Source organism: Streptomyces sp. NBC_00690, assembly GCF_036226685.1.
Classification (GTDB): domain Bacteria; phylum Actinomycetota; class Actinomycetes; order Streptomycetales; family Streptomycetaceae; genus Streptomyces.
The window spans coordinates 5,382,048-5,394,324 of sequence record NZ_CP109009.1 but is presented as its reverse complement, the minus strand read 5'-3'; the positions used below and the strand labels follow the sequence as shown (position 1 = coordinate 5,394,324).

The following is a 12,277-nucleotide window of genomic DNA, read 5'->3' as shown; positions in this document are numbered from 1 at the left end:
CATCCAGGATGAGCAGCCTGCGGCCGGCGCTCCGGAGGATGCCCTCCCGGAGTGGGCCCGCAAGGAGCTGACCAAGATTCGGTCGGAGGCCGCGTCGTACCGCACCCGGCTCCGTGACGCCGAGAACCGGCTGTCCGGCGCGAAGTCGGCCGAGGAGTTCGAGACCGCGCTCACCGAGGTCAAGGCGCAGAACGCCGCCCTGGAGCGTTCCCTCGTGGTCGCTTCGGTCGCTCGGCGCTTCGACCTCCCCGACGAGCTGGCCGGCCGTCTGCGCGGCGAGTCCGCCGAGGAGCTGGAGGCCGACGCGAAGGCGCTTCAGTCGCTTCTCGCTCCGGTCGCCCCTCCGGTCCTGTCTGGCGGGCTCGATCCCTCCGACGAGGACGACGGCGAGATGGACCCGCGCAAGCTCGCGCGTCTCACCCGCCGCTGACCCTTCCCCTTTCCATTAGCTCGCCTCCGGTATCCGGGGGCTTTTTTCATGCCCCCAGGAGGCTAAGTGACAGCCGAACACCAGGTAGTCAAGCCCGAAAAGCTCATTGCGACCGCCATCGGAATGCTTGAGCAGGAACTCACCGTTCCGAACCTGTTTATAAAGGAAGGCGTCGACCGGTTCAAGGGCGCCAAGAACGACACGGTGAATGTCACCGTGGAGGGTGTTCTTCCCTTTCACGACTACGAGTGGCGCTCCGGTTCGGCGGGCAGCTCGACCCCCGGTGTCCGTCAGCGGGTTGTGTTCGACGAGTACGCCGAGCGCACCATTCCCGTGAAGTTCGGCGGCAACGTCTACAACGGCGTCAAGCTGACGGACGAGCAGAACGATTTCGATATCACGCAGTGGGGCAAGCTCCTGCGCCCGCAGGTGAAGGCGGTGGCACGCGGCCTCCAGCGCAGGGCTGTGAAGACCCTGGTCGACCAGCCCTACGCGGTCACCATCGGCAACACTGCTCAGGCTATGCGGAAGGCACTCATCGAGGCCCGCCGTGTCCTGCGGAAGTTCAACGTCCCCGAGGGCGCCTGGTACATGGTCGTCGGCTCGGATTTCGAGACCGTGCTGCTTTCCGATCCGGATCTGAATCTGGCCTCGAACGTCGGCGACAACCAGGCCGAATCCGCTCTCGTGAACGCGACTCTCGGCAGCCGGTACGGCTTCAAGTTCATCGTGGACCAGACGATCCCGGCTGACTCGGCATTCGCGTTCGCGTCCTCGGCGTTCATTTTCGCGTCCGCCGCTCCTTCGGTGCCGCAGAGCGTTCCTTTCGGCGCTACCACATCCTTCGAGGGCCTGGCGCTGCGCTGGCTCCGGGACTACGACTCCGAGTATTTCCAGGACCGCAGCATCGTGAACTGCTACCAGGGTTTCCGCTCCGTCGAAGACATTCTCGTCGGCTGGGACCCGGTCGCGGAGAAGGAAATCATCTCCACGGACGAGCACTTCGTTCGCGGCATCAAGCTCACCCTCGACGGCAAGTCGGACTACCCGCCAGCCGCATCCGAGCTGGCGACGATCACCGGCATCAGTGACGCGAAGGTGTGGACCCCGACCGGCTCGAAGCCGGAGAACGACCCGGCCAACGCGTGACCTCCGCCCGGCAGGCCCGGCGCCCCTGGCGCCGGGCCGTAGCCGTCTGCTTGAAGGGAAGCTGCCGTGTACGCGACTCTCGATGAGCTGACGGATCGGATGGACTGGGAGCTGGACGCCGACGAGCTGCGGATCGCCGCCTCGGCGCTCCAGGACGCGTCCGACCTGGCAATGTCCTACGGCCGCGAGTGGCCGGCGCCCACCGTTCCCCGCCTGGTGAAGACTCTCGTCCTCAAGGCCGCTGCCCGCTACCTGCGCAATCCGAACGGATACGTCCAGTCGAGGGCCGGTGACGAGACGCTGGCCTGGGGCGACGCCCACGGCCGTGACGCCGGGTCGGTGTACTTCACCCGCGAGGAGATCCGCCTTCTGGAGGAGCTGGCTGGGCGTCGGCCGACCCTGGCGAGCGTCCCCGTGATGGCCTGGGGCACCGTCCTCGGCTCGGCCGTCGGCACCGGCCGCGTCCCCGTTGAGGGACCCGGGTCCTCGTTCCCGTTCTTCTCCGACGACCGGGGGCCGTGGTGAGCGTGCAGCGCCGCCGAGGCCAGAAGGCTCGCGTGTGGCGCACGGTCGAGGTCACCGATCAGCGCGGAAACACCGTCGCCATGGCCGATCCAGCCGGGCCCATCTCGGTGCGGGCCGCGTTCGTTCCCCAGCGGTCCGCCCGCGCGGAGGTCACCGGTCAGCAGCAGATCAACGTTGTCCGGATGATCGTCGACAGCCACCTGCCGGGCGTATCGCTGTGGTCCCGGGTCGAGTACGCGGGCCGCCAGTGGGACATCGTGTCCCCGCCCGCCTACCACCACGGGGACCGCCGCACCCGGCACTGGAGCATGGACCTGCGGGAGCGTCCCTGATGGCTGAGGTCTACGACCGAGTCCGCGGTGGACAGTTGGAGAAGGTTCTCGCCCTGCTGCCCGGCGTCCAAGACGCGCTCGACGCAGCGCGGTTCGAGATTGCCGCCCGCGCTGAGGAGCTACTCCTCCAGCACCGCAGGGAGGGCCACGCCTCCATCGACGTGGAGGACGGCCGGGTCGACAAGTACGTGGTCCTCGACGACGAACGCGGCAAGCGAGCCGCCCTGTCGATCGAGTTCGGCCGCGCTGAGTCGATCGTCGTTCGCCGCGCCCGTGACGGCTCCACCTACCTCGACGTGCTGCCGGCGAGCGAGGGCCTGTTCATCCTGGCCCGCGCCGCGAACCTGCCGAAGAAGCGGAAGGGGAAGGTGCACCTCTGATGGCCGGCATCCCCGACCACATCAAGGCCCTCGCCGAACTGTTCCCGGTCGAGGATCTTCTCCTGGCCGTGTTGAGGGATGGCCTGCCCGGCGTCCGCGTGAAGTCCCTGATCGACCGCCACGAGAAGTTCCCGCTGGTCCTGGTCCGCCGCGACCCCACCTGGGGCGAATGGGCCGGTGACCCCCGGTTCACCGACGCCGCCCGCGTGGTGATCAACGCGTTCGCGCCGGACCCCGACGGCGACCAGGACGCCGCGATCCTGAGCGAGGCCGTGCGGGTCGTCCTCCGCGACGCCTGGCTCAACCAGCAGGTCTATCCCCAGCTCGGCCACATCATCCGCGTGGACATGAACAGCGCTCCGCGCCGGTCGGCGGACTGGGCCTCGGCGACAGGTCCGGTGCAGTACGCGGACCTCCCGACCGGGGTCTGGCGCTACGAGGCCATCTTCGACGTACAGATCCGCAAGCCACGCCGCCGCCCCTACCCCCTCCCCTGAACGACTTACACAACACGAAGGGCCCGACGCTCCCCGTCGGGCCCTTTTTTGTGCCCGATTGAGGAAACGTTTCTTCTTGCCGATCAATGATTCTGCAACGCTCGTCGTTGGCAGTGGCAACTACCTTACGGCGCCCGTCGGGACGCCTATGCCCGCCGACCTTCTGACCCCCACTTCCCCCTGGCAGACCGTCGGCCATACCTCACTTGAGGACGTTTTCGGCATCACGTCAGAGGGCGGCGAAGCGACCACCATCGGATCGCTCCAGAACAAGTCTCTCCGCACGAAATATTCGGCGCGCACGGAGACCATGACTTTCACCCTCCAGCAGTTCGACACCGCCGCCCTTCGACTGTACTTCGGCGCCAACTCACCTATTCTCCCGGATGGTTCGGTGGGCGTTCCCACGAATCCGGAGCCGACACAGTCGGGGTTTCTCGCCATCTTCGTCGACGGCGAGAACCATTTCGCCTTCTACGCGCCGCGTTCGGAGATTTACCGGGCGGACGACATGGCAATCGCGGATACGGAGTCCCTTGCGGGCCTCCCCCTCGGCGTGAAGCCCATGGCTCACGGCTCGAATTCGTGGACGTATGCGATCACGCCGCTCGGCGGCGTCCTGGCGACCGGCGCGACCGCAGGGTCCCCGGGTGCATTCACCCCGGACGGGGCCACCGTTCCGGCCGATCTCGGAGCCCTCGCGTCCGTGATCGCCACCCCGACGGCGGCATGGGCCACCGGTCAGCACGTCGTTCTCGGCGACGCCGCGAAGGCCCATTGGACCGGCACTGCGTGGGCCGCCGGCCAGGCCGTCTGACAGCTCCCTGCGCGGACCCCTGCGGACCAGGGCCTGCGCGGACCCCTCCCCCACCAGGTCCGCAACACCTCACCCCCTTCCCCCAGCTCCCGGAGGTCTGCCCCCTTGGCTTCGTACACCCTCGACGACATCCGCTCCGCCGCCGACCGCAAGTACGGCTCCACCGACATCGAGGTGAGCGGGGAGACCGTCCGGCTCCTCAACCCCCTGCGGCTGACCAAGGCCAAGCGGGACTCGCTCCTCGGCCTCCAGGAGGAGATGGTCCGCGACGACGCCGACCAGGCCGCGCTTCTGTCGGAGGCGATCCGCACCGTGGCCCAGTCGGAGACGGCCGCGGATTCCCTCCTCACCGAGATCGGCGGCGATCTCGCCGTCCTCGCCGAGGTGTTCGGCCGATACGGGGAGAGCACCCAGGCGGGGGAAGCCTCGGCCTCGCACGGCTGATAGACGAATACGGGGAGGGGCTCTATCCGGACCTGCTCTTTCATTTCGGCGTCGATCTCCTCGAAGTGATAGCGGGCCGGGGCCCCACCCCCGCCCTCGTCCTCCTGCTCGTGCAGAGGCTCCCCGACACCTCTTTGACAACCGCCCTCGCGTCCGGGGGCCGTGAGCAATTCGGCTGGGGCCAGGACCGCCACCTGGCCGCCGACTTGTACGACGCAATCAACCAGAACACTCGGGCGACCGGGCAGTGGGAAAAGGGCAAGGCCCCGAAGATTCCCGCCTACCCGCGCCCGCAGGCAAAGACGGCTTCGGAGGAAACTCCGGCCAAGCCGCGCTCCGTTGCGGAGATTTACCAGCACTTCCAGCGGAGGTAGGCGCTTTTGTCGGACGCGAACATAGTCGGCCGGGTCGCGGTCAAGGTCATGCCGGACACCGCCGGGTTCAAGGACGACCTCAAGGACAAACTCAAGAGGATCGAGCGGGACCTTGATGTCACGGTGGACGCCCGCCTCGACGGCGAGGAACTCGGCCGGCAGGCCCGCTCCGCCCGGCGCGACGCCCAGCGGGAGATGAAGGATCTCCGACTGCGGGTCAACCTCGACAACCAGGACTCCGTCCGGGCTGCCATCGCCCGCACACGCCGGGCGCTCGACACCCTGCGCGAGACGACCATCGAGGTCGACCTGAACGAAGCCTCGTTGCAGGCAGCCGTCGACATGTTCGAGGAGCAGCTCGACGACATCGGGACGGTCTCCGTCCAGGTCGACCGCGCCTCCGAGTCGTCCGTCCGCAGCGCGGTCGCCCGTCTCGACCGCGAGCTGGAGCGGATCGCCGAGACCGAGCTGACCGTACGGCTCGACCGGGATTCGCTGGAGGAGGCCAGGCGGGATCTGCTGGCCGCTTCGCGGGCCGCCGCACAGCAGGCCGCCGACGAGATCCAGGCCGAGCTGGACGGCATCGACATCCGCCCCGAGCTGGACCACGCGCACGTCGCCAAGACCAAGCGCGAGCTGGAGGCGGCGTTCGCCCGGATGCGGGAGCTGCGCGCCAAGATCACGCCCGAGCTGGACGCGCTCGCGGTCCGCGCCGTCGAGCGGGACATGGAAGACCTCCAGGAGCGGATCGACGGGCTGCGGGCCGAGATCGAGCCCGAGGTGTCCCGCACCGGGATGATGGCGGCCTTCGCCCACATTGCCGCGCTCGCCCGGGACCGGATCGTTCATCTGGTCCCCCGGGTGCGGCTGTCGGCTGCGGCTACCGCGTCCTCCATGCTCCAGGCCCTCTCCGGCGCTCGGGTCATCAACAGCATGTTCGAGCGTCTCGGCCGGACGATCAGCAACCTCGACAAGAGTGTGCCGGTCATCGGGACGATGGCGACCGCCATCGCGGGCCTCGCCGGGTGGGGCATCGCCGCCGCGTCCAACCTGGCCGCCCTCTCCGCGTCGCTGGCGCAGATCGGCTACACCGCCCTCCTTCTCCCCGGTCTCCTCGGCGGTATCGCGGTCGGCCTGGGTGTCACGGTCGCCGCCCTCAAGGACTTCAACAAGGAGATCCCGGAGGCGAAGCAGGCGCTCGCCGGTCTCCAGGACGCGATCTCGGGCAACTTCTGGGAGAAGGCGCGGGAGCCGATCCGCTCCCTCGTCGAGGAGCTGCTCCCGAAGTTCCGGGACGGGGTCGAGCAGACCGCGACTCAGCTCGGCGGCTTTTTCGGCGGCCTCGCCACCGGCCTCGAAGGCGCACTCGTTCCCGCGCTCGGCCAGATGTTCTCGGACCTTTCCGAGTCCATCGGAATTGCGACGGCCGGGACGGATACTTTCGCGTCGGTCATCGCCATTCTGGGGAAGGTCGGCACTTCCTATCTTCCCGAGCTGGCGCAGTGGTTCGTCACCATTTCGGAGAAGTTCGACGCCTTCCTGAAGCGCAAGGGTGAGATCGGGCTCAAGAAGGAGATCGACGAGGGAATTAACGCCCTCAAGGATCTCGGCTCGGTCCTTTTCCACACGGGCGGAATCCTCGCCGGGTTCTCCCGGGCCGCGACTGCGGCCGGGGGTTCCACGCTCGACTCCATGGCGAGCGGGCTGGAGCGTGTCCACAGGACTGTGGACAGCCCGTCGTTCCAGTCCGGACTGACGCAGCTCTTTTACGCCGCCCATGAGGCGATGCGGGAAATCGCCACCGTTTCCGGCCCAGCGGTCGAAGAGTTCCTCAAGACGTTCGGCCGTCTGCTGCGGGACATCCTCCCGCAGGTCGGTGCGATCATCGGAACCGCGCTCGGCGCCATCGCCTCGGCGCTGTCCCAGCCCGCGGTGGTCGACGGGGTCAAGTCCCTGTTCGACGGGATTCAGTCCGCCGTCGAGGCGCTCGCCCCCGCGATGATGCCGGCCGGAGCCGCCCTCGGCACCCTGCTGGAGATCGCGGGCGCCCTCGCGGCCATCCTCGGCCCCCTCGCAGCCGCCGTTCTAACCCCCCTTGCAGAAACGTTCACTCTGCTCGGAGCTGCGGTTCTTCCGCTGATCGGGCTGCTCGGTGACGGGCTGATGGGGATCGTCGCGGCGCTGACCCCGCTTTTCATGACGGTGGTCGCGGCCGTCGTCCCGCTCGTCGAGGCCCTCGTCGCCGGGCTGGCCCCGATCATCCCGCTGATCACTGCCGCCTTCGCGGTGATGTCGGAGGCGCTTCAGCCCGTCGTCGAAATCCTGATGCGGATTTTGACGGCTGCGATTCTGCCGCTGATCCCGGTCGTCCAATCGCTCGCCGCCGAATATCTGCCTCAGATTTCGGCCGCTTTCTCGGCCGTCATGGAAGCGCTCCAGCCCTTCCTTGAGGCGCTGGAGGCGATAGTCGATTTCCTGATGCCGATCCTGGCTCCGGCGATCGAATTCATAGCCGGGCTCTTTCTGGACGTGCTGGTGACCGCCATCAACGGCGTAGCCAATGTCCTTGAGGGATTGCAGAAGATTTTCGTCGGCGTCTGGGACTACATCGTCGGCTACTTCAAGGTGGTCGTCGGATTCTTCAAGGGAACCCTGACCGGCGACTGGTCGATGTTCTCCGACGGCCTGAAGCAAATCTGGAACGGAATCAAGGGATTCCTCTCCGGCCTGTGGGACACCATCAAGGGTTTGTTCATGGTCTTCCTGAGCGTCGGAATCCTCGGCGTCGGGAAGAAGATCCTCTCCGGAGTGAAGTCCCTGTGGGACGACATCTGGAACGGAATCAAATCCTTCGCGATCGGCCTGTGGAACAGCATCAGGGGTGCGGCGGGCGTCTTCATGACGGGCGTCCGTGGCTACATCGACGACGGGCTGAATGCGATCAAGGGCATCTGGTCCTCGATCTGGAACTCGATCAAGAGCTTCTTCTCCAGCACCTGGGACTCGATCAAGTCCGTCGCCGGAACCGCGATGACCTCTCTGCGGACAGCAGTCTCGGACGGCATCGGCCGCGTGCTCACAGTCCTCAAGGAGCTGCCGGGCAAGGCGAAGTCGGCCCTCGGAAGTCTCGGCTCAACTCTCATCGACGCGGGCAAGAAGCTCATCCAGGGACTCATCGACGGCATCAAGTCGATGTTCGGGGCCGTCAAGGGCAAGCTCGGCGAACTCACCGACAAGCTGACCGACTGGAAGGGCCCTCCGAAAAAGGACGCCCGACTCCTCTACGACGCGGGACGGCTCATCATCTCCGGCCTCGTCAAGGGTCTGGAGTCGCAGTACGACAAGGTGAAGCAGTCCCTCGCCGAGCTGACGGCGAAGATCCCGAAGGACGCGTCCAAGGGGCTCAAGGACCGGGTGAACCGGGACCGCACCGAGCTGCTCAAGCTGGCCGCCCAGTGGGAGGCCGGAGCGAAGCGGCTGGAGGCCGCCCGCGACCAGCTTGACCGGCTGCGCGAGGAAGCCCGGGGCTACGCGGCCCAGGTCGCCGACCGGGTCCTAGCCACCGGGGACGTGACCAAGGTCAAGGACGCTTCCTTCTCCTCGATCACCGACTCGCTCAAGAACGCGGTCGAGCAGGCGAAGAAGTTCGCGGCCGTCCTGGCGAAGCTCAAGAAGCTCGGCCTCAACCAGGCCACCTTCGGCCAGATCGCCATGGCCGGGCCGGAGGCGGGTCTCGCCGCAGCCGACGCCATCGCCAACGCGGGCCACAGCGGCGTGAACGAGATCAACCAGCTCCAGAAGGAGTTGGAGAAGCACGCCAACGCTGCCGGGGCGACCGCCTCGAAGCACATGTACGAAGCGGGCCTCGCAGCCGCCGAGGGCCTGGTGAAGGGCCTCGAAGCCAAGCAGGCCGTCATCGAGAAGACCATGCTCAAGATCGCCACGAGCATGGTCGCAGCGATCAAGAAGGCCCTCGACATCCGCAGCCCATCCCGGCTGCTGCGCCGGATCGGCTCCTTCGCGGGGCGCGGGTTCGGCCTCGGTGTCGAGGACGAGACGCAGCGCATCGAGCGTGCCGGCCGGGCACTGGCCCACGGCGCCGCGACCGGCGCGTCCGGCGAGATCACAGCGGCCGTGTCCACCGGTCTGGCCCGCCCCGGCGGCCAGCAGGCCCCGGTGTCGAAGGTACTCAACTACTACGCGGGCAACGCCAGTTCCTCTCTCTCGTCCGAGGAGGAGCTGTTCGCGGCTGCCTCGCGGGCAAGGATGGTCGGTTGGTAACGCTCTCACTCAACTCCCCCTCGGATTCGCTGGACCTGTCCGAGGGGGAGGCGGGCGGAGTGGGCTATCAGGCCCTTGCCGGGATCACCGGCATGGGTCTGCCCCAGCTCTCCGCGCAGTGGCTCGAAGGCGCCGGGGACGGCGCGTCTTACCGGGGCCGCAGGGTTCTGCCCCGGGACATCGATATCCCCCTCGACATCGTCGGCCGCGACCGGGCGCACCTCTCCGAGCTGGTGACCCGGCTGGTGCGCGTCCTGGCCGACGAGTGCACCCTCACGGTGACCGACAGCACCGGCACCCGCTGGAGCACCCCCGTGCGATGGACCGGTGGAGGAGCGATCGACCCGGGCGCCGGGCAGCGGGACACCCAGACCGTCATCACGCTCCGCGCCCCCAGCCCGTACTTCCTGGCGGAGGCCGGGCAGACGGTCACCATCGGCGGCGCCACCGCCGCCCCGTTCCTTTCCGCGCTCGCTGCCATGCCGCTCGCCGCCTCGCAGGCGATCGGCGACGTACAGCTCACCAACGATGGTGACGTGGCCGCCTACCCCGTGTTCCAGGTGTACGGGCCGGGCGACAACTTCAAGGCCATCGGGCCGGACGGCCAGGCCCTCCACTACACCGGGGCGATCACGTCGACCGGGAGCATCACCGTCGACATGGGCGCGGGCATCGTCCGTGACGGCTCCGGCGCCAACGTCTACCGCTACCTCGCCACCGCCCCCCGGTTCTGGTCGGTCCCACCGGGGACTTCGACAGCCTCTGTCGCTCTGCTGAACACGACGGCCGCCTCGCGGATCGTCGTCTCCTGGCGTCCCCGGAAGTGGGTGGTCATCTAATGAAGCAGGATGACCTCCTGGTCGAGGTGCGCGACAAGTCTCTGTCGCGCGTCGGGACCATCCCCGCGGATCTCCTGCTGCTCGAAGCGGAGAACATCCACAACAACGTCGGCACCTGGAAACTCCAGCTCGGCGCCGATCACCCCCTGGCCGACGTGCTGTCGACGCCCGGCGCGGGCCTGATCGTCACCGGCCCGACGGACGTGCTGTTCTCCGGACCGGTCACCCGCACCGAGAGCGCCGTCACCGCGACCGACCCGCTCGGCACCCTGACGGTTGAGGGCGTGGACGACACGGTGATCCTGGCCGACATGCTCGCCTGGCCCCAGCCGTCCAACGGCGACGCGGCCACGCAGACGGTCGGAACCGACGACAAGACGGACGCGGCCGAGACGCTGATGCACTACTACGTCTCGGCGAACTGCGGCCCCAACGCCCCGGCCGCCAGGCGCCGGGCCGGTCTGACCCTGGGGACCAACGGCAAGCGCGGCGGCATCGTCTCCAAGAGCCCGCGCTTCCAGCCGCTCGGCGAGCTGTGCAAGGAACTGGCCGAACCGAACAACCTCGGCTTCCGGATCGTCCAGCGGGGGCCGCAGCTCGTGTTCGAGACGTACGCGGTCGCCGACCGCACGAAGGACACCCGGCTCGGCGTCGTGAACAACACCCTCGCAGGACAGCGGACCTCCACCTCCACTCCGCAGAAGACGCGGGTGATCGTCGGTGGCGACGGAGACGGCTCTCACCGCGTCGTCGTCCCCGTCGACAACCCGGGCTCCATCGCCTCCGAGGCCGACTGGGGCCGCCGCATCGAGCGGTTCATCGACGAGCGCTCCTCCAAGGACACCGCCGAACTCACCCAGAAGGGCACCGAGGCCCTCGCCGACGGGGGCGCCACCCTGAGATCGGCGCAGGCCGTACCCATGGAGGACTCCGCGCTGACCTTCGGGAAGGACTGGGGTCTCGGGGACCGGGTGACGGTCATTGTCGGCGGCACCGAGATGGCAGCCGTCGTCACGGGCATGGTCCTGAAGGTCACCGAGGACGGATACCGGCTCGGCGCGGCCCTGGGGGACCCGGCGCCGCTGTCGGCCGACGCGGCAGCCGCCTCCGCTCACACGGGGCTGGAGTCGCGGGTCTCCTCGCTGGAGCGGACGGCGGAGGCCACTCCGCCCGGTCCGCGCGTGATCAGTCCGTCGTACACGGGCATCACCCAGGCCACTCCGCCCAGCGGCTACCCCCAGGGTGAGACCGTCCAGTTCTACTTGAGCGCGGAGGCGTCCACGGTCGGCGGATGGGACTTCGCCGGGAAGTGGGGCATCGTCGAGACCCAGGTGTGGGCAGGCGGCGACGCTCTCCAGACCTGGCGCCGCGTCCACTCCGGCAGCACGTCGCACGAAGTGTGGGTACGCGGTGGCCAAGCCTCCGGCTGGTCGCCCTGGCGGCAGACCGCCTTCGAGCACACGCTGACCCCGACATCCGTCACGCAGTCGTCCTTGCCGTCCGCGTACCCCTTCGGCACATCGACCCTCGTGCTGGAGTCCGCCGAAGCAGCGGCCGGGGGCTGGGCCTTCGGCACCGGCAGCCGGTACGGCGTCCTGCGCACCATCCGGCCCGCGAGCGCGACATACGCCCACCAGACCTGGCTACGGCTCAGCCCCACCGTCACCGAGGAGTGGACCCGTTCCGGGAGCAGCGCCTCCGGCTGGACCGCGTGGCGCACCTCGGCCCACAACGAGAAGTCGGCCAAGGGCGTCGTCGCCATGCAGGAACTCGGTACCACCCCGTATGTCGGGGACTCCGCGACCGTCGTCTATACCCAGCAGTTCACCGCAGAGGCGGGCCGCTGCTACAAGGTCGCGCTCCGGGTCGCGTCCGTCGACACCGACGGCACCGGAGACCACGCCACGCTCCGGTACGCCAAGCAGACTGCCTACACGACTGTCCGATGGGCGTCCGGCACCTCCGTGACCACCAACAGCCGGATGGTCGGCGACTTCTACAGCACGACCTTCGACGACGACTCGCTCACGTCCACAGGTCTCGACATGGCCTGCTACATCAACAACCCCCCGCCCGGCCCCGTGACCATCGGAGTCACCCTCTACGCGCGCCGCCCGGCAGCCACCTACGGGCAGGTCCGTTTCCTACCGGGCGGCCTCTCCACCCTGGTCGTCGAGGACGCGGGCGCAGCCCTCTAAGGAGCCCCTCT

The 12,277-nt window shown here is 68.2% G+C and carries 11 protein-coding genes; all 11 read left to right on the top strand.

Features of this window, described 5'->3' with window-relative positions; translation table 11 throughout:
• Positions 1-214 precede the first annotated feature (214 nt).
• The 11 genes from OID54_RS23670 (at position 215) to OID54_RS23620 (ending at position 12,266) form a co-directional block, all read left to right on the top strand.
• Positions 215-430 (top strand): hypothetical protein, encoded by a 216-nt coding sequence (locus tag OID54_RS23670; protein WP_329022526.1) that lies wholly within the window; start codon positions 215-217, stop codon positions 428-430.
• Between the two features lie 66 nt (positions 431-496).
• Entirely contained in the window at positions 497-1,579 is a 1,083-nt protein-coding gene (locus tag OID54_RS23665; RefSeq protein WP_329022525.1) for a hypothetical protein, read from the top strand.
• A gap of 66 nt (positions 1,580-1,645) precedes the next feature.
• Positions 1,646-2,104 carry a hypothetical protein gene (locus OID54_RS23660; protein WP_329022523.1) on the top strand — a complete coding sequence of 153 codons (459 nt, stop codon included), beginning with the start codon at positions 1,646-1,648 and terminating at the stop codon, positions 2,102-2,104.
• Between the two features lie 32 nt (positions 2,105-2,136).
• Positions 2,137-2,436, top strand: a complete 300-nt coding sequence (locus tag OID54_RS23655) for a phage head completion protein (protein ID WP_329022521.1) — start codon at positions 2,137-2,139, stop codon at positions 2,434-2,436.
• A complete protein-coding gene (locus OID54_RS23650; RefSeq protein ID WP_329022519.1) occupies positions 2,436-2,816 on the top strand; it encodes a DUF5403 family protein in 381 nt (126 codons plus the stop codon). The genes OID54_RS23655 and OID54_RS23650 overlap by 1 nt, the downstream gene beginning before the upstream one ends.
• Entirely contained in the window at positions 2,816-3,313 is a 498-nt protein-coding gene (locus OID54_RS23645; RefSeq protein WP_329022517.1) for a hypothetical protein, read from the top strand. The genes OID54_RS23650 and OID54_RS23645 overlap by 1 nt, the downstream gene beginning before the upstream one ends.
• 58 nt (positions 3,314-3,371) lie before the next feature.
• The gene (locus OID54_RS23640) at positions 3,372-4,130 is read left to right on the top strand and encodes a phage tail tube protein (RefSeq protein WP_443055665.1); all 759 of its coding nucleotides are present in this window, start codon (positions 3,372-3,374) and stop codon (positions 4,128-4,130) included.
• A gap of 105 nt (positions 4,131-4,235) precedes the next feature.
• Positions 4,236-4,574, top strand: a complete 339-nt coding sequence (locus OID54_RS23635; RefSeq protein WP_329022513.1) for a phage tail assembly protein — start codon at positions 4,236-4,238, stop codon at positions 4,572-4,574.
• Between the two features lie 380 nt (positions 4,575-4,954).
• The gene (locus tag OID54_RS23630; protein ID WP_329022511.1) at positions 4,955-9,229 is read left to right on the top strand and encodes a hypothetical protein; all 4,275 of its coding nucleotides are present in this window, start codon (positions 4,955-4,957) and stop codon (positions 9,227-9,229) included.
• Positions 9,223-10,068, top strand: a complete 846-nt coding sequence (locus OID54_RS23625; protein ID WP_329022509.1) for a phage tail family protein — start codon at positions 9,223-9,225, stop codon at positions 10,066-10,068. Before OID54_RS23630 ends, OID54_RS23625 begins: the two co-directional genes overlap by 7 nt.
• Positions 10,068-12,266, top strand: a complete 2,199-nt coding sequence (locus OID54_RS23620) for a siphovirus ReqiPepy6 Gp37-like family protein (RefSeq protein WP_329022507.1) — start codon at positions 10,068-10,070, stop codon at positions 12,264-12,266. The genes OID54_RS23625 and OID54_RS23620 overlap by 1 nt, the downstream gene beginning before the upstream one ends.
• Positions 12,267-12,277: the final 11 nt, after the last annotated feature.